Source organism: Vibrio echinoideorum, assembly GCF_024347455.1.
GTDB classification, from domain to species: Bacteria; Pseudomonadota; Gammaproteobacteria; order Enterobacterales; family Vibrionaceae; genus Vibrio; species Vibrio echinoideorum.
This window is the reverse complement of record NZ_AP025484.1, coordinates 443,245-460,962: the sequence shown is the minus strand read 5'-3', so window position 1 is coordinate 460,962 and position 17,718 is coordinate 443,245. Positions and strand designations below refer to the sequence as shown.

15 protein-coding genes are annotated in these 17,718 nt (G+C 44.1%); 6 read left to right on the top strand and 9 right to left on the bottom strand.

Going from position 1 to position 17,718, the window contains the following annotated elements; all coding sequences use genetic code 11:
- Positions 1–59: 59 nt before the first annotated feature.
- Positions 60–842 carry a siderophore-interacting protein gene (locus tag OCV36_RS18380; RefSeq protein WP_135457530.1) on the top strand — a complete coding sequence of 261 codons (783 nt, stop codon included), beginning with the start codon at positions 60–62 and terminating at the stop codon, positions 840–842.
- A 103-nt stretch (positions 843–945) separates the two neighbouring features.
- On the opposite strand, the gene OCV36_RS18375 is transcribed toward OCV36_RS18380, so the two are convergent.
- The 6 genes from OCV36_RS18375 to OCV36_RS18350 all read right to left on the bottom strand — a co-directional run bounded on the left by OCV36_RS18375 (position 946) and on the right by OCV36_RS18350 (position 8,420).
- Positions 946–1,848, bottom strand: coding sequence for an EamA family transporter (locus OCV36_RS18375; protein WP_135457528.1), 903 nt, complete (start codon positions 1,846–1,848; stop codon positions 946–948).
- Between the two features lie 113 nt (positions 1,849–1,961).
- Positions 1,962–2,666, bottom strand: a complete 705-nt coding sequence (phnR, locus tag OCV36_RS18370; protein WP_017075809.1) for a phosphonate utilization transcriptional regulator PhnR — start codon at positions 2,664–2,666, stop codon at positions 1,962–1,964.
- A 68-nt stretch (positions 2,667–2,734) separates the two neighbouring features.
- A complete protein-coding gene (locus tag OCV36_RS18365) occupies positions 2,735–4,444 on the bottom strand; it encodes a putative 2-aminoethylphosphonate ABC transporter permease subunit (RefSeq protein WP_390903447.1) in 1,710 nt (569 codons plus the stop codon).
- Between the two features lie 21 nt (positions 4,445–4,465).
- Positions 4,466–5,575 (bottom strand): putative 2-aminoethylphosphonate ABC transporter ATP-binding protein, encoded by a 1,110-nt coding sequence (locus OCV36_RS18360; protein ID WP_102551382.1) that lies wholly within the window; start codon positions 5,573–5,575, stop codon positions 4,466–4,468.
- 228 nt (positions 5,576–5,803) lie between these two features.
- On the bottom strand, positions 5,804–7,225 hold the full coding sequence (locus OCV36_RS18355; protein ID WP_135457524.1) for an FAD-dependent oxidoreductase: 1,422 nt from the start codon (positions 7,223–7,225) through the stop codon (positions 5,804–5,806).
- A 184-nt stretch (positions 7,226–7,409) separates the two neighbouring features.
- The gene (locus tag OCV36_RS18350) at positions 7,410–8,420 is read right to left on the bottom strand and encodes a putative 2-aminoethylphosphonate ABC transporter substrate-binding protein (RefSeq protein WP_135457522.1); all 1,011 of its coding nucleotides are present in this window, start codon (positions 8,418–8,420) and stop codon (positions 7,410–7,412) included.
- Positions 8,421–8,786: 366 nt separating this feature from the next.
- Between OCV36_RS18350 and phnW the strand changes: the two genes are divergently transcribed.
- The 4 genes from phnW (at position 8,787) to OCV36_RS18330 (ending at position 13,681) form a co-directional block, all read left to right on the top strand.
- Positions 8,787–9,890, top strand: a complete 1,104-nt coding sequence (gene phnW, locus OCV36_RS18345) for a 2-aminoethylphosphonate--pyruvate transaminase (RefSeq protein ID WP_135457521.1) — start codon at positions 8,787–8,789, stop codon at positions 9,888–9,890.
- On the top strand, positions 9,890–11,347 hold the full coding sequence (locus tag OCV36_RS18340; protein WP_135457519.1) for an aspartate aminotransferase family protein: 1,458 nt from the start codon (positions 9,890–9,892) through the stop codon (positions 11,345–11,347). The genes phnW and OCV36_RS18340 overlap by 1 nt, the downstream gene beginning before the upstream one ends.
- 111 nt (positions 11,348–11,458) lie before the next feature.
- Positions 11,459–12,277 (top strand): phosphonoacetaldehyde hydrolase, encoded by an 819-nt coding sequence (phnX, locus tag OCV36_RS18335; RefSeq protein WP_135457517.1) that lies wholly within the window; start codon positions 11,459–11,461, stop codon positions 12,275–12,277.
- 336 nt (positions 12,278–12,613) lie between these two features.
- A complete protein-coding gene (locus tag OCV36_RS18330; RefSeq protein WP_135457515.1) occupies positions 12,614–13,681 on the top strand; it encodes an OmpA family protein in 1,068 nt (355 codons plus the stop codon).
- Between the two features lie 165 nt (positions 13,682–13,846).
- Here OCV36_RS18330 and OCV36_RS18325 read toward each other — a convergent pair whose 3' ends face one another.
- Positions 13,847–14,245: an OsmC family protein gene (locus OCV36_RS18325; RefSeq protein ID WP_135457513.1), complete on the bottom strand. Its 399-nt coding sequence runs from the start codon at positions 14,243–14,245 to the stop codon at positions 13,847–13,849.
- 198 nt (positions 14,246–14,443) lie between these two features.
- Between OCV36_RS18325 and msrB the strand changes: the two genes are divergently transcribed.
- Complete coding sequence (gene msrB, locus OCV36_RS18320; protein WP_135457511.1) at positions 14,444–15,586, top strand: peptide-methionine (R)-S-oxide reductase MsrB; 1,143 nt, start codon at positions 14,444–14,446, stop codon at positions 15,584–15,586.
- A gap of 97 nt (positions 15,587–15,683) precedes the next feature.
- Here the strand turns inward: msrB and OCV36_RS18315 are convergent, their stop codons facing one another.
- Positions 15,684–17,039: a TrkH family potassium uptake protein gene (locus tag OCV36_RS18315; RefSeq protein WP_135457509.1), complete on the bottom strand. Its 1,356-nt coding sequence runs from the start codon at positions 17,037–17,039 to the stop codon at positions 15,684–15,686.
- Positions 17,040–17,048: 9 nt separating this feature from the next.
- Entirely contained in the window at positions 17,049–17,708 is a 660-nt protein-coding gene (locus OCV36_RS18310) for a potassium channel family protein (protein ID WP_065205894.1), read from the bottom strand.
- Positions 17,709–17,718: the final 10 nt, after the last annotated feature.

The following is a 17,718-nucleotide window of genomic DNA, read 5'->3' as shown; positions in this document are numbered from 1 at the left end:
ATTGAGTGTTTTCTTATTCAGGATTATGATGTAAAAATCAAAATCTAAGAGAGCCTTATATGAGCAAGCCTAGCCCTATCACATTAACCGTTACTCAAACCTCAACAATTACACCGAATATGCAGCGTATAACGCTGAGCGGTGAAGGGTTAAGTAAATACCCAACCGAATGTGCCGGCGGCTACATCAAGCTTTTGTTCTCGCCACTCGGCACCACTGATTTAAGCCAACTGAACGAAGGTGAGCGCCCAACCATGCGCACTTACACCATTCGTCAGTACAACCCTGTAAAAAAATGGATAGAGGTTGATTTCGTTCGCCACATCACCACAGATTTGCAATGTGGCTTTGCCGCAAGGTGGGCAATGAATGCAGAAGTCGGAGACACGATTTCAGTGGCAGGACCAGGCTTAATTCAAGGGCTGAACCTTGAATCTGATTGGTTCTTCTTGGTTGCTGACATGACGTCACTGCCTGCACTTTCTGCAAAAATGAAAACACTTCCAGAAACAGCAACGGGTCACGCTGTCATTCAGATTAATTCAGCAGCAGATAAGCAAACACTTGAAGTACCTCAAGGGATCAAGGTCACTTGGTTAATTGAAGATGAAACTGAAGAAGCATTGTCAAAAACAGTGCGTAACACAGAGTGGTTAGACGGTCAGGTTTCGATTTGGACAGCGTGTGAATTTGAAAGCATGCGCGAGCTGAGACAATACTTCCGCAACGAAAAAGAAGTCGCCAAAGAAAATATCTATATCAGCAGCTACTGGAAACGTGGCGTCACTGAAGATGGCCACAAAGCGCTAAAACAACAAGATGCTCAGGCGCTCGCTGGCTAAAGTTAATTATCGAAGACTAAACGCTCTTAACGACAGTAATATAGTTAAGGGCGTTTTAGTTTCTAACGCAAAAACTCAAACTTCCAAGACCTCAATATGACTTTTAAGTCAGTGAAATAACTAAGCCCGCAATGATAAAAGCCACGCCTACACCGCGAGTGGTATGCCACTTTTCCTTTAAAAAGTAGATCCCCATCACTACGCCGAAGATGATGCTTACTTGTCTAAGTGCCACAACCAAGCTGACGTTTTCTGTCATGGTCATTGCAAACAACACCAGACCATAGGTCGATGCCATCATGATGCCTGCAACAGTGGCTTTCTTGCGTAGTATCCATGCGTTGGTAAACTCGATTCTTTGGTTGGTCACGAATAACCAAATACTCAGCGGAATCACAATCGCCCAAAACTGAATACCTAGGTAGAAAATCGCGGTGTGCTTGTTAGTGATACTAGGCGTGCTTAGAGGCTCCAATAATAGAAGTGCCTCTTTATCAATAATCGAGTAACCCGTGGTACCTATTGCGGCGATGAGCGCCCACAACACGCCAAGGTTTAGGTAGGCCTTAAGCCTCAACTCAGAGAATTGCTTCAACGGGACAAACAAACAGCCCAAGGTAATCAAGGTGAACCCAATCCATTGATTAGACGACAGTTCATAACCAATCAACACTGTACCCAAGCCAACCATTAGAACCGGAAGAGCTCGGGCCATTGGATAAATCACGCCGATGTCGGCTTGTTTATAGGCAGTCCCTAGCCCAATCAAATAGATGATTTGGCAAATCCCGCTCAAGAAAACCAGTTGCCAAAATGGAAGTGAGATATTTGACAGGCCAACACTGTGAACATACCAGATCAAGTAAGGCGTCAATATCGCGGCAGCGGCAAAGCCAGAAGCCAGAAAGAAAGACGAACCCGATCCTTGATTAGACTTGCCTAGAACATTCCAACCCGCATGCAGCAAAGCTGAAATAATCACGATAACAATGGCAGAGACTTCCATTTCGTTCCTGTTCTATTAATTGATCAGCGAATGGCTAAACACAAGTGATAAAAAAACCTCCGAGTAAGAGGCTTTCCAATGAATCTATAAAAACTAAGGAGTAACTAGCACATTTAACGTTCTAACTGCGCTATCGACTCGATACTGATCGCGTCGTGGCGCCAATATTCAATATCGCAGTCAATCAAATCACCATCTTGATTGTAGTTAACACGCTCGACCACCATAGCCGGAGACCCTGAGGTCGCACGCAGTGCTTGTGCTGTTTCGCCAAGCAAAGACGTTGTACTCACGCGGTAACGGATCTTCTGATACACAACACCAAAGTGCTCTCGGTAGATGTCAGTCAACGATTTAGACAAGTCGTAGTCAAGCAAGTTAGGGAACAGCTCAGGTCGAATGTAGTTCGTCACATACACAACCGGTCTGTCTTCAAGGTAGCGAACTCTGTCCACTCGATAAACATCTGAGAACGGTTGAAGATTAAGAAGCTTTGTCGCTTCCTTGGTTGCTAACATCCCTTTCGCCGACACCAACTCTGTTTTCGGCTTACGGTTCTGAGACAAAGCCATGTTAGTGAAGTTCAACGTTTGCGTAGGATCGTAACGAAGCGGATCAGGAGAGATAAACCAACCACGTCGATCTTCTCGATAAATACGCCCTTCCGCTTCAAGTGAAGACAAGGCTTCACGCAACGTAACACGTGTGGTATCGAACGATTCAGCCAGTTTACGCTCAGCAGGCAGTTTCTGTCGTGGCGTTAACATCCCCGACTCTATCTGCTCTACGATGACATCTTTGATTTTTACGTACTGCACTTCATTTCCTTTTATTCTTGTTCTTGTCGTCAGCCACTCCTTGGCCAACTGCAATATAAAATGGTTTGCTAGCGTTTACGCCAAGCTTGGGTGCGCTTCTCGAATAACTTGTTGATTAACATATGAATCAACTTCGCGCTCGCTGCCGATATCATGATCATCACCGCCATGGCAGCTGCTGCACCCGTTTGCCCTGCATCGTCCATATTCAGTACTGAAACTGACGCAGGTATCGTATCGGTAGAATACAAGAATACTACCGCAGATGTCGTGGTAAGTGCATTAATAAACAGGTATGTCGCAATATCTAAAATCGCAGGCAGACAAACTGGCACCGTCACCTTAAAGAACAGCTTGTATTGCGGTAAGTTCACCGAGGCTGCGGTCGCTTCAATTTCATCAGGTAGTTGTTTTAATGCAGTCAACGCCGTCATGTGACCGACTGTGTAGTAGTGAACCACAGTGTTAATAACCAAGAACGCCATTGTTCCGTATAGGAAGTTTAAAGGGTTACTTAAATCATTGAAATAAAAGATATACCCTAAACCAAGTACCATACCCGGAACGGCCATAGGCACCACACTGAGCATTTGCATTGCTTGACGAATAGGGCCGAACGCTCTGCCTTTCTCAATGCAATAAGCACCCAAGAAAATCAATACCGTGCCGACAATTGCTGTCCATGCACCTAGCGTTAAAGAGTTGAAGAATGGCGTCCAACCGTAAGTACTCATCTCAGAAAAATTATAGTTATTTAGTGTTAACGCCTTGTTCCAAGGCCAGAACGTGACCATTGACCCGTATATCGCCATACCCAACACAATAATCACAGCCGCCGATATGATGGCGCAATAAAGAAAGCACAACCCATCACGCATAGTGCTTGGTTCTGGTTGGTACGCGACAGAGCGAGTATCAAATAGGCTCTTCTGCTTCTTTTGAACCCAGCGATCAACGGTAAACGCCAATAATGCAGGCAACAGCAAGATGATACTGGTCACTGCACCCATCGAGAAATTCTGTTGCCCTACTACCTGCTTAAAGATATCGGTAGATAACACGTTGTAACTACCACCAATCACCTTCGGTACGCCAAAGTCACAAACTACCAATGTAAACACAACGATCAAAGTGCTGATCAAACCATACTTTGCTGCTGGTAACGTCACCATAAAGAAGGTTTTCAAAGGTGAAGTGTTTAAGGCTCGTGCCGCTTCATAAAGACGAGCGTCAGAGGTTCTCAATGAAGTAGTTAAAATCATTAAGGCATGTGGAAACGTCCAGAATATCAAGCCCAATGATATGCCAATCAAACCATAGACCGAATTACCCCCTAATACTTCCTTAGCAATACCTTGGTTACCAAACAGGAAGATAAGACTAATCGCGGGAAGCAATGAAGGAGCAAGAATCGGCGCTGATCCCAACACCTGAAAAAGCCCTTTGAAAGGCATGCATGAACGAGTCAAAGCATAGGCATAACCAAACGCTAAAACGCCAACCACTGTAGTAACCAACAAGCCCAACGTGAAGGTGTTACCTACTGATTGCCAAAGGCTTTGAGAAGAAAAGTAAGTTGCGAAGTTTTGTAAACCTACAAATTCACCGTCTGCGTTCTGAACGCTCTTTTTCAACATTGCCCACAGTGGCATCAGAATAAACAGTGTCATGACTACAGACAAAAATGCCAACAGCCCAAATAGAATTACGTTGTCTTTACTTAACCGAGCAAGGAAAGGTTGTACTCGTCGCTGAATTAACAGTTTAGATTGCATCATTTGAGTCGATTCCATGATTGTTTACGCCGCCTCGTCTTCCATCACTTGCAGGCTTTTCGATGGGTAAGCTCTCAGGCCATCTTGATCAAACGCAACATAACGAATATCACTGCGGCGGAGCTTCAATCGATTGAACTCTTTGACTGATACATCAACGATGATCTCTTTCGCCGTTGAGTCATGTTGCAATTGACACTCAACACGATAAAACGCCCCTAAGAATTCGCTTGATACAATCCTCACTGGCAAGGATTCACTAAAACGATCCACAAACTGAATTTGTTCTGGACGAACGGCAATATCGAAAACATCACCAAGTTTTGGAGTGAGGTTATCTAAACCCGGCAACGGTAACATCGACTCAGCAATACGTATCTTGCCTTGCGCTGCGACAGAAGCTTGAATGAAGTTCATACTGCCAACAAACTCAGCCACAAAACGACTGACTGGTTTTTGGTAGATCTCTTGTGGGGCACCTACTTGCTCAATGACACCATGGTTCATCACCACTATTCGGTCTGCCATCGTCAAGGCTTCATCTTGGTCGTGCGTCACCATGATGGTCGTAATACCCAGTTTACGTTGCAGCTGACAGATCTCATCACGCAAGTGTGTTCTTACCTTCGCATCCAACGCTGAAAGCGGCTCATCGAGTAACAACAAACCTGGAGAAAGAGCCAGTGCGCGAGCCAGAGCAACACGCTGCTGTTGTCCACCAGACAGTTGATTCGGATATTTTTGACCAGACGTCGGTAAACCAATCGTTTCTAACCAAGACTCTACTGTTTCCAGAGCTTCTTTGGTCGACATCCCTTGATTCTTCAGACCAATCGCAATGTTTTCTTCCACTGTGAGATTGGGAAACAAAGCATAAGATTGAAACACGATACCAAAGTCACGCTTTTCTGGTGGCAGGAAGGTCGTATCATTACCGTTCTGCTCAATAGAGCCTGAAGTTGGTAAATCTAGACCTGCAATCGCACGTAATAAGGTGGTTTTTCCACAGCCAGATGGGCCAAGGAAGCAGACGAACTCGCCTTTATCTATTGATAAGGAAATGTCTTTTAACGCTGTAAATTGGCCAAATTGCTTTACAACGTTTTCAATATTCAAATAAGTTTGGTTGCTCATACTACAGCACTCTCCATATGGTATATACCAAATTTAAACTGAGAATATTGCAGTTGAGTGACAAATTTATAGAAGCTAAATGACAGTTATATTGCAGATATAATAAGCATTAAAGATTGCTACTTGTTCAACACTAAAAGTTAGTTCAACGTTGAAAACCCTCAGTGACTTGCCTATAAATCACTGAGAGCCTAAATGTAAACTTCTAAATTTAAACGCTAGATTAATCTATGATTCAACCTTGTCGGCTTTACCCGCCGCACCTGCGAGTTTGGATAACTGTTTATCTAGCCACAAAGGCGTGTTACCCGAATCTTCCGCGTTCTCTTTTCTTCGTACCGCATCACGAACCATCATGGCACCTACCCAACGGAATGGCTCTGGCGGGAAGTGTCCTAACGGGCCTTTAGTTAAACCGCTTCGTGTCCAATCGTTGTCGATATCGAGTGCCATTGCTGACAAAACCTTCCCGCCCATACGGGTTTGAGCAACGCCATTACCAGAGTAACCAAGCCCATAATAGATATTACTTTGGCCTTTTAGATTACCGAAAAATGGCAAACCTGTGACCGAACGATCTGAGCCGCCTGACCAGTTGTAATCGAATTCACTTTGCTCCAACTTAGGGAACAGTTTTTGGAATGATTGATTGAGAATCGGCAGATAGTTGGTGGCCTGGTTGAACATGCTTTCGACTTGATTCGCAAACGAGAATTTATTGCCGCCTTTGCCCAACATGAGTCGTCCATCTTGGGTGTCACGGTAGTAGTGGACAAAAATACGCGAATCCACCACCGCCGCCCCTTTCTCTGGGCCAAACAGCTTGAGCTTTTCTGGAATAGGCTTGGTCACCACCATATCAGACGAGACAACCACTATGCTGCGCTTGAACTCTTTAAAGTGATCGAGCATCCATGCATTGAGCGCTAAGATCACTTTGTCTGCAAACACAGCCCCGCCCTTAGTTTGGATACGAGCTGGGGAGCCGTAATCAAGAGAAGCCATCTCTGTATTTTCGTAAATTTCGACACCAAAATCGAGAGCCACTCGACGTAAACCTCTAGCTAGTAACGCTGGCTGCACACTACCAGCAGCTTCTGAGTAATAACCCTCAATGTGGCGATCAGATCCCGCTTTACCAGCCAAAGAATTGTCGCATTTCTTCCAGCTATTAATGCCCTGCTTAACCAGTTCGTTAACGACAGGCTCCATTCCACCCTTTTGAGCTTCATTGGTCGCCGTGTAGTAAGTACCGCTTCGATATAGATGCGCGTCAATCTTGTGTTCGTTACAGAAGGCTTCGATCTCGTATATAACCTTTTCCGATTCCTTAACCAACCATTTCGCTTGTTCTTTTCCGTAAAGCTTTTTCAGCGTCGGATACTTAGTCGACCACGTCAACATACATCCGCCGTTCGCACCAGAAGCACCGCTGCCACACAAGCCTTTTTCAATCACCACAACATGCTTTTGAGGTTGCTGCTGTTTGATTAAAATTGCCGTCCATAACCCTGTGTAACCACCGCCGACAATGGCGATGTCGCAGTCAACGTCTTTTTGCAGCGGTTTAGCGGATTCTAGTCCCACGTTGATGCTGCCAAATTCCTGTTCCAATGCTTGCTTGAACCAATATGAGTAGTGCTTTTTCATTTGTTGTACCTTACTAAAAACCTAAAGGCGTAAAACAAAAAAAGGAAGACCGAAGCCTTCCTTTACTGATTTCTAACTTCTTATGAGCTGCATATCTAATGGACTATGTGCTTAATAAACTATGTGTCTAATAAGCTCAGTAGTTAATGAACCAAGTAGCTAATAGACTAAAGATCTCAGTCGATTAAGATTTTGGCTCTGATTTAGCGTCAAACTTCTCAGACCATGTTTTCAGAACATCTGCACGTTCGCTGCCCATGCGAGCGAAGTCCATTTTTGCCATATTCTTCTCTACGTTCGGGAAGTTCTCTGCTTTACCTGTTACATCTTGGTGACCAACAACTGGGTACATTTCGATGTAAAGTTCATTCGCTGCTTTAGATATTGACCAATCGATAACACGTTGTGCTGCATCGGAAGGCTTAACAAGACCTACCGCTTCAGATTCCCAACCGATACCTTCAGGCGTAATCACAGAAAGTGGCGCACCTTGAGTTTTTAGCTTCGCACCTCGGCTCGCCATAGAAATTCCGATAGCCACTTCCCCCATACCCGCTTGAACACATGGCTTCGAACCTGAGTGTGTGTAGTGAGCAATGTTTTGGTCTAGCTTCTGCATGTAGTTCCAACCTTGGTCTTCACCCATGTTTTGTAACCAAGCTGAAACCTGCATGTAGCCCGTACCAGAAGACGCTGGGTTTGGCATCGCAATGTGGCCCTTGTAGATAGGCTTCGTTAGATCATCCCAAGACTTAGGCACTGGCAGGTTCAGTTGCTTAGCAACTATTTCGTTAAAGCAAACGGCATTAAAGAATGCATCATTGCCGTACCAAGCTTGAGTAGATTGTGGATCGTTAAGGTTAGCGCGTAACGCTTCTACACCTTGAGGTGTGTAAGGTTTCAGAATGCCCTCTTCTTTAAGCAGAGCCATAGAAGAACCCGCAAGTCCCCATACTACTTCTGCACGAGGGTTGTTTTTCTCAGCCAATAATTTTGCCGTCATGATCCCAGTTGAATCACGTACCCACTTGATGTTGATGTCTGGGTTTTCACTTTCGAAAGCATTTTTGTATTTAGCTAAAATGTCAGTTTCAAAAGCAGTGTAAACCGTCACTTCCTGTGCTGCATAAGCGTTACCAGCTAATAGCGTAACTAATGCTGCAAGTGATCCTTTCATAAAGCGGTTTTTCATCATTTTCTCCAGTCAGGCTCAACTCTAAAATGAGAAGTTGCCAAAATTAAAAATTGCCAAGGTTAAGGTTGTTAAAGCTAGAAGCCTCATTAAAAGGCACCTATATCCATAAATTCATTTAGGTTGTTAGCACACACCCACAACTTGGTATGTACCAGATAACGAGTATTAACCTAATCGACTTTTGTGACGGTTAAATGAACAAAAAATGGCAGTTTCAAGATCGGAGAATATCTCAGACAAGTGGTCAGTTTTAAATATGAAGCTTTTGTGAAAATGACGTTTGGGCTATTTACGACCGTTTAATTTGGTTGTTAAAGTAACCTTAAATATTGGTATAGTCCAAAATAAAAATCACGAGAATTGAACATGAGAAACGAATACTTACTACTGACACCAGGCCCTCTATCTACTTCTGAAACCGTCCGCCAAGCGATGCTAAAAGACTGGTGTACTTGGGATGATGAATACAACAAAGACGTTGTTGAAGTGATTCGTAGCAAGCTAGTGACTTTAGCCACTAAGCAGCCGGGATACACAAGCGTATTAATGCAAGGCAGCGGTACCGCTTCAGTTGAAGCAACGATTGGTAGTGTTATCTCTAACAACGGTAAGCTTCTTGTGGTTGATAACGGTGCGTATGGTGCTCGTATTGCTCAAATCGCAGAATATTTAAACATTCCATGCCATGTCGTTTCCCCAGGTGAAACATCACAGCCTGACTTGAACGAAATGGAAACGGCATTAGCCATGGATTCAGACATTACCCACGTGGCGATTGTCCACTGTGAAACCACCACTGGCATGCTGAATCCAATTGAAGAGATTGCCAAATTGGCAAAACAGCACAACAAAACCGTCATTCTTGATGCGATGTCGAGTTTTGGCGGTATCCCTATGGATATTGCTGACTTGGGTATCGATTACATGATCAGCTCAGCAAACAAGTGTATTCAAGGTGTACCTGGATTCGGCTTTGTTATTGCTAAACAGTCGCAACTTGAGAAATGTAAAGGCCAAGCTCGCTCATTAACCCTTGACCTGTTTGACCAATGGCACTGCATGGAAAGCAACCATGGTAAATGGCGCTTCACCTCTCCGACTCACACAGTGCGTGCTTTTTACCAAGCTCTGCATGAGTTGGAACAAGAAGGCGGTATCGAAGCTCGTCACAATCGCTACCAAACCAATCAAACCACATTGGTTGCAGGCATGCGAACTCTTGGCTTTGAACCACTGCTTAATGATGAGCTTCATTCACCTATCATCACCTCTTTCTACTCTCCAACTCATAGCGATTACCAATTCAAGGAATTCTATGACCGTTTGAAAGAACAAGGTTTTGTGATTTACCCGGGCAAGGTTTCAAACGCAGACTGCTTCCGTATCGGCAACATCGGTGAGGTTTACCCGTCTGACATTAAAGCCCTCATCGGTGCGGTGAAAAACGCTATGTATTGGGACATCAAATAATGACGACGACCAATCAAGAGCCAGATCTAAAGGCAACGCACTTTCGAAGCGAAGGCGATGTGAACACCACGCCAGCACGCAAAAAATGGAACGAATCGCTAAACGATGATGCGACTCAAGCGATGTTAAAGCGTGATGCTGACGTGTTTCTTCATCAAGCGATGTCAACACCTTGCCTAGACACGCTTGAAGCCGCAGAAGGCATCTACATTCAAGATGCGACGGGCAAGAAGTACATGGACTTTCACGGGAACAATGTTCACCAGTTAGGTTATGGCCACCCACATATTATTAATAAAGTGACTCAGCAAATGGCGTCATTGCCATTTTCACCGCGTCGCTTCACCAATGAAACGGCTGTTCAGTGTGCTGAGAAGCTCACCCAGATCTGTGGTGGCGATTTGAATCGCGTGTTGTTTGCTCCCGGAGGTACATCTGTGATTGGCATGGCTCTCAAATTAGCGCGACATGTCACCAACAACTTCAAAGTCGTTTCATTGTGGGATTCATTCCATGGTGCGTCACTCGATGCGATTTCTGTCGGTGGTGAAGCTTGCTTCCGCGAAGGTATGGGGCCGTTAATGGCAGGCGTAGAACGTATTCCTCCGGCAGTCTCTTATCGTGGTGCTTTCCCGCTTCGTGACTCTTTTTCGCTTCGCGATAGTTTTCCGTTAAGTGGAAATAGCGCAAGCGATGACAATGAAACTGCATGTGATGTGCACTATGCCGATTACCTTGAGTACGTCATTGAAAAAGAAGGTGGCATCGGTGCCTTCATTGCCGAAGCTGTTCGTAATACGGACGTTCAAGTGCCAAGCAAAGCTTATTGGAAACGTATCCGTGAGATCTGTGACAAACATAACGTCATGTTGATCATTGATGACATCCCAAATGGCATGGGTCGTAGCGGTGAATGGTTTACTCACCAAGCGTTTGATATCGAACCTGACATCCTATGTATCGGTAAAGGCTTTGGCGGCGGCTTGGTTCCAATTGCAGCCATGGTCACCAAAGACAAATACAACACAGCAGCGCAGGTATCTCTTGGGCACTACACCCATGAGAAAAGCCCAATTGGCTGTGCAGCAGCACTCGCGACCATGGAAGTGATTGAGCAAGAAAATCTACTTGAAAAAGTGCAAGCAGACAGCGTATTCGTGCGTGAACAACTGCTTCAAATGAAAGAGAAATACCCAGTTATTGGTGACGTTCGCGGCATCGGCCTGCTTTGGGCCGTGGAGTTGGTCACCGACCATATCACTAAGACCCGAGCTTTCGATGAAGCAGAAGCAGTACTTTATCAATGTCTGAACGATGGCCTGAGCTTTAAGGTGTCACAAGGTAACGTGATTCAGTTGAGCCCACCATTGATTATCAGCCGTAGCGAGCTAGAAGTCGCTCTGTCTGTATTCGAAAAAGCGATAGCCAAAGTCAGCAAAGACTTTGAATACCTTTGAACCACCGTTGAAAGCATGCCTTGAAGCAATAATTTCAAGCAACCAATAACCTAAAACAATTATTCATCTCCCAGAACTACCTGAATTGGGAGAAAAAAATAGGACACTACTATGAACACGACATCACCTATCCAAGCGGTTATCTTTGACTGGGCTGGCACTATCGTTGATTTTGGCTCATTTGCTCCAACCAGTATTTTTGTTGAAGCATTCAAGCAAGGTTTCGACTTTGATATCGACCTAGCAGAAGCACGTGAACCTATGGGTATTGGCAAATGGGACCACATCCAAGCGGTCGGTCGAATCCCAGTTGTTAACGCTCGTTGGAATGCTCAATTCGGACGCTCGATGACCAGTGAAGACGTTGATGCGATCTACGCGGCATTTATGCCTCTTCAGAAAGCGAAAGTAGCAGACCACGCAGCACCAATTTTAAACGCGATTGAAGTTGTAAATAACTTAAAAGAGAAGAACGTAAAAATAGGCTCTTGTTCTGGTTACCCACGAGAAGTGATGGATGTTTTAATTCCTGCAGCCGCTGATTACGGTTACCTTCCTGATAACGTAGTAGCAACTGATGACTTACCGCAAGGTGGTCGCCCTGCTCCATTCATGGCACTTAAAAACGTGATTGATTTGGGCGTAACTAACGTTGCAGCGTGTGTGAAAGTGGATGACGCAGCACCCGGTATTGAAGAAGGTCATAACGCAGGCATGTGGACAGTTGGCCTTGTTCTATCAGGTAACGAAGCTGGCTTGACGTACCAAGAATATTTGGATGCAGAAGAAGCAACACTTCAAACAGCACGAGAGAAAGCAAGTGTGAAGCTAAATAGGTCAAACCCGCACTATTTGATCGATACTATTGCAGATCTACCAGGTGTCATTGCCGATATTGAAAAACGTTTAATTGCAGGTGAGCGCCCATAAACCTATAAGCCAGCTCAATAAATCTGCACTCTGTATAAAAAAACAACACCAAAACCTTGTAAAACTACGTCGGTGATACGAGGTTCATCCGATTCCAACATTTAAGACAACATATTATTGACAAATAAAACAGTAAATAGCACCTTAAATATATAATTTTTAACAATTTCATTGACTACAATACGCAATCAGATTAACAATATAAGTACTAAGTAAAAAATAGATCCAGCTGAACCAACGCCTTGATTTACTTATTGTAAGCAGTGTCATACCCAATAAGTAATCGTTTTCCTGGTAGGTTCAGATAACAATAAGAGTTAATCCAAGGATAAGATTATGAAAAGACTGTCAAAAATCATGTGTGCTATTGTTGCGGCTTCAGGCCTAGCAGCAACTCCTTCTATTGCTGCAACTACTTACGTTGGTGCTAAAGTGGGCGTGGGCTGGCTAGACAGCGCATGTGTAAGCGGTGCTAAATGTGATGATGATGCAATTGGTGCCGGTATTTACTCTGGTTATAACTTCACTGACAGACTTGGTATCGAGTTAAGCTCTGATTTCTTAGGTGATTATAAAACAAGCTTTTCTAAGAATGGTTCAACAGCAGCATTCAGCGACCCTCTAATCGCCATATCACTAACGCCAATGTACCGCCTGCCAGTGCAACAAGAGTTTGACGTATTCTTCAAAGCAGGTCCTGCTTACATTTCACACGGTGGTGAAGACGACGTTGTTCTTTCTGCTGGTATCGGTGTAGAGAAGCAACTATCTTCTGATTGGGCACTGCGTGTTGAATATCAATACTTTGATGATTTCGACGACAACTACGTTCAAGACTTAAACTCAAATCTACTGTCTGTTGGTGTTAGCTACAACTTCGGTACAGGTAACACAACAGCGTCAGCGGCGGCTACAGCTTCTGCGGTAGCAGTAACACAAGCGCCATCTGAGCCAATCACAGAGCCAGCAGTTGTTGTTGAAGAGAAGACAACCGTTGTTGTGACTAAAGCGCAAACAGAGAGCTACTCTCAAGAAATGTTCGCGACTAACAGTACTGAACTGTCTACAGATGGTAAAATTGCGCTAATGCCATTAGTTGAAGTACTTAAAGCTCATCCTCAATCGTCAGTTGATGTTGTTGGTCACACTGACTCGACAGGCGCAGCTGAATACAACATGATGATCTCTAAGAAGCGTGCAGCAGCTGTAGCAGCATACATCGAAGAGCAAGGCATTGAAGCAGACCGCATTTCAGCGTCTGGTGAAGGTGAAGAGAACCCTATTGCAACAAACGATACTGCAGAAGGCCGTTCTCAAAACCGTCGTGTTGACGCAACTATTCCTGGTTTTGAATACCAGCAAGAAGTACAAGTTGAAGAAGTTATCGTAGAAACTGCTCAATAAAAGCTATCTACAGTAACTAAGATCTCTCGACAATAACTGAAATAATAAGGGCGGAGCACTTTCAAGTACTCCGCCCTTTTCTTTATCTGTCTTTGTCCATAATTCGTAAACTTTAACCCGTAAGCCGTAAAAAACAGCCTAACGCCAAGCTATACAATCAGAAGACTAGACGATTTCCCAGCTGTGGGTCATCTCTACGCCAGCACCCAGCATCAGGCATACTGAACAATACTTCTCTAATGAATCAGCACATACTTTAGCTACTAGCTCAGGGTCAAGGTTGTCACCAGACACTTCAAAATGAATATTAATCACGGTAAAGATTTTTGGCGCGGTTTCACGACGTGTCGTTTCTAGTTTTGTATTACAACCCGTGATGTTCTGACCAGCAGATTTCAAGCCATCAACTACATCAACAGAGCTACAACCACCAGCAGCCATTAACACCATTTCCATAGGGCTTGGCGCGGTAGCACCACCACTTCCATCCATAACGACAGAATGGCCTGATTGAGATTGACCTAGAAATTTAAAGCCTTCGACCCATTTAACTTCTGCTTGCATGCTGTTCCTTAGATGTACGTAAACGTCATCATTATCTATTATTTATATTAATGCCTACACCCTACTACTGGCGGCATTTATGAGCAAGATTTTCTCAATGACATATTTTTTTGTGAATAATGCAATTTTTTCCATCTAAAACCTGTCTCTATTCGTACATTCAAAATCGAATGAGAAAAACGTCAAGATGAGGTATCTATGAATAAATTATCTAAAATATTGGTATCACTCGTGGTTGCACTGCCACTGATTTCGCTGTTTGTAAGCCAGACTGGCACTGCCAATACAATGGATAAAACGGCTAATTCAGGTAAAACTGAAATCGCGACACTGGCTGGTGGTTGTTTTTGGTGTACAGAATCCGATCTAGAAAAACTGACAGGCGTGACAGACGTTATCTCTGGGTATTCTGGTGGTGAATTAGAAAACCCAACCTACAAGCAAGTTTCATCGGGTAAATCTGGCCACATCGAAGTGATCAACGTGACTTATAACCCTGATGTGGTTAGCTATGAACAGGTGCTTGACCAATTCTTCAGACATATCGACCCAACTGATGACAAGGGTTCATTCGTTGATAGAGGTCCACAATATCGACCTGCTATTTTCTATCATAACCAAGAGCAAAAAGACGTCGCTCAAAACTTCATGATGGAGATCGACAAAGCTCAGATCTTTGGTGAACCACTAAAAACAGAACTGATTGAATTTGAAAAATTCTGGCCAGCGGAAGATTACCATCAAGATTATTACAAGAAGAGCAAGGTTCGTTATAACTACTACCGCTACGCTTCTGGTCGTGATCAGTACCTAGATAAAATCTTCGGCGATGATAGAAAAGAAAACCCGCAAACCATCCGTCAGATCATCGATGGCAAAAATGCGACAGCTAATGCTAAGACATACAGCAAGCCGTCTGATGCAGAGATCAAAGCTTCTCTAACTTCACTGCAATACGATGTCACACAAGACGACGCGACAGAGCGTCCGTTTGACAACAAATACTGGGATAACAAACAAGAAGGTATTTACGTTGATATCGTGACGGGTGAGCCTCTATTCTCTTCAAAAGACAAATACAAATCAGGTACAGGTTGGCCTAGCTTTACACAGCCAATCAGCGAGGCTTATGTCGTAACGACTACTGACTACAAGCTGCTTTACCCAAGAACAGAGGTTCGTAGTAAATTTGGTGACTCTCACCTAGGGCATGTATTTAAAGATGGTCCAAAACCAACAGGTTTACGCTACTGCATGAACTCAGCTGCTATGCGTTTTGTCCCTGCCGATAAATTAGCAGAACAAGGTTATGAGGAATACGTGGAAATGTTTGAGGGTTAAATAGCTCTGCATAAAATCCAAGCATAAACAACAAAGCCAGCAGATCGCTGGCTTTTTTATTACTAACAAAACTTTGTTTATTAGCCTGTTAACATTATTAACCCGTTAACACAGTATCTCCTGGGTATTTCAATAAGGACGGTTCTGGACGAGCTAACATATAAGCTAAAGTCAAAGGACCAATCCGCCCTATTACCATCACGACAATCATGATGTATTTCCCAGGTTCAGAAAGATTAGCTGTTAGCCCAACCGTTGCAAAAGCAGAAATCACTTCAAACATAACTCGGTCAAACGCCGCTTGTTCAGTAAGCATTAACAAAAACATCGCAGTGGTTAATAACGCCCCACTTACCACAATAATGGCCAATGACTTTGTTACCGCTTGCCACGTTACCGTACGTTTAAACATCACCACATGTTTTTTCTGACGTAGAAAAGTCCAGGTCGCAACAAATGCCACGGCAAAGGTCGATACCTTAATTCCGCCCCCTGTAGAAGTTGAGCCTGCGCCAATCAGCATCAGTACTATCATCACCAACAATGCAGGTTGTGTGTACTGCGATAAATCCACGCTATTGAAACTAGCAGTACGTGCGCTAGCAGACTGGAAAAAAGCCGCAAGCCACTGACCTTGGATAGACAAACCTTCCATCGTTGTTGAGTTATTCCTCTCCAATAACCAAAACATCATTGTGCCTACTAACAATAAAGTCGGTGTCGCCGTTAACATTATCTTAGTGTGTAGATGAAGGTGTTTGAATCCTCTACGCCAATTACTCGAGAGATCGCCAACCACCGTAAAACCTAGTCCACCAAAAATGAATAGGCCCGCTAAGGTAAAGATCACCAATGGATCATCGACAAAACTCATCATACTGTCTGAAAATAGGGCAAAGCCTGCGTTATTGAACGCTGAAATCGCATGAAAAAGCGCATAAAAGCTTCCCGTTGCCCAACCCATTTCAGGAACCCAACGGAAACAGAGCAACACGAAACCAAGACACTCCGCAACCAATGCAAAGATGATAATCTTCTTGACTAATTTTCGGAGGTTAACCTTACGATCTTGTCCAAGCGCTTCCTTCGCCAACGCTTGTTGTTTCAAGCTTAGCCGAACTCCAAACATGTAGAGCAGCACCGCAGACAACGTCATCTGCCCCAAGCCACCAACTTGCATCAAAAACATCAGCAAGATCTTTCCAGACAAGGTGAAATGCTCACCAGTATCGACCACGCCTAATCCTGTCACACTGATCGCTGATGTAGCCGTAAACAATGCATCAGTAAAACTTAATCCTGTAACCGAGAAAACAGGCAGAGTCAGCAATATCGCAGAAGGAATAAGCACCGCAAGAAAGCTCGTCAGGATAACCTTAGGTTCAGAGCCTTTTTTACGCTTGTTATCTTGCTCTAAAGCGTAAAACAGCCCTCTTCGCTTTAACGAATTCATATACTCACCTTACGATAAGTTTTTGAGTTTATGAGCCAAGAGAGTTTTCGGTCCTGCAATAATAACGACATCACCTATCTCCAAACTGATATCCAACGACGGTGCTTTGGTTAGGTTAGGACCGCGCTTAAAGCCCAAGACTTGTACATCCGCTTCTTTACACAGGTTTAAATCGCAGAGTCGTTTTCCTAAGAATTTATGTCCTATTACGATTTCTGTCATCGCTAGGTCGCTACCGAGATCTATGAATTCCAGGACGCGTTTATCTAGCATTTTTCGAGCGACACGTATTCCCATATCTCGTTCCGGCATGATGATATGATCAGCACCTATTTTCGAAAGGATTTTACCGTGAAATTTATCATTGGCCTTTACCCAAACCGTTTTAGCCCCGGCCTCTTTGACGACCAATGTAGCCAGGATGCTGGCGTTAACATCAGCTCCAATTGACACCATGACCATGTCATAATCGTCTAACCTAAGCTCAACCACCGTTTCTTCACTGGTACAATTGGCAACAATCGCTTGCGACACAAAAGCAGCAGCCTCTTTCACTTTATCTTCGTCGATATCAACAGCAAGAACTTGAGCTCCTGAATCTTGAAGCTCTTTACACACAGAAAGGCCAAATCGCCCTAACCCAATAACGGCAAACTGTTTGTCACTCATTCATTGCTCC

Coding starts and splice junctions, on each gene's coding strand:
- OCV36_RS18380 (WP_135457530.1), top strand. CDS start 60: ATGAGCAAGCCTAGCCCTATCACATTAACCGTTACTCAAACCTCAACA.
- OCV36_RS18375 (WP_135457528.1), bottom strand. CDS start 1,848: ATGGAAGTCTCTGCCATTGTTATCGTGATTATTTCAGCTTTGCTGCAT.
- OCV36_RS18365 (WP_390903447.1), bottom strand. CDS start 4,444: ATGATGCAATCTAAACTGTTAATTCAGCGACGAGTACAACCTTTCCTT.
- OCV36_RS18360 (WP_102551382.1), bottom strand. CDS start 5,575: ATGAGCAACCAAACTTATTTGAATATTGAAAACGTTGTAAAGCAATTT.
- OCV36_RS18355 (WP_135457524.1), bottom strand. CDS start 7,225: ATGAAAAAGCACTACTCATATTGGTTCAAGCAAGCATTGGAACAGGAA.
- OCV36_RS18350 (WP_135457522.1), bottom strand. CDS start 8,420: ATGATGAAAAACCGCTTTATGAAAGGATCACTTGCAGCATTAGTTACG.
- phnW (WP_135457521.1), top strand. CDS start 8,787: ATGAGAAACGAATACTTACTACTGACACCAGGCCCTCTATCTACTTCT.
- OCV36_RS18340 (WP_135457519.1), top strand. CDS start 9,890: ATGACGACGACCAATCAAGAGCCAGATCTAAAGGCAACGCACTTTCGA.
- phnX (WP_135457517.1), top strand. CDS start 11,459: ATGAACACGACATCACCTATCCAAGCGGTTATCTTTGACTGGGCTGGC.
- OCV36_RS18330 (WP_135457515.1), top strand. CDS start 12,614: ATGAAAAGACTGTCAAAAATCATGTGTGCTATTGTTGCGGCTTCAGGC.
- OCV36_RS18325 (WP_135457513.1), bottom strand. CDS start 14,245: ATGCAAGCAGAAGTTAAATGGGTCGAAGGCTTTAAATTTCTAGGTCAA.
- msrB (WP_135457511.1), top strand. CDS start 14,444: ATGAATAAATTATCTAAAATATTGGTATCACTCGTGGTTGCACTGCCA.
- OCV36_RS18315 (WP_135457509.1), bottom strand. CDS start 17,039: ATGAATTCGTTAAAGCGAAGAGGGCTGTTTTACGCTTTAGAGCAAGAT.
- OCV36_RS18310 (WP_065205894.1), bottom strand. CDS start 17,708: ATGAGTGACAAACAGTTTGCCGTTATTGGGTTAGGGCGATTTGGCCTT.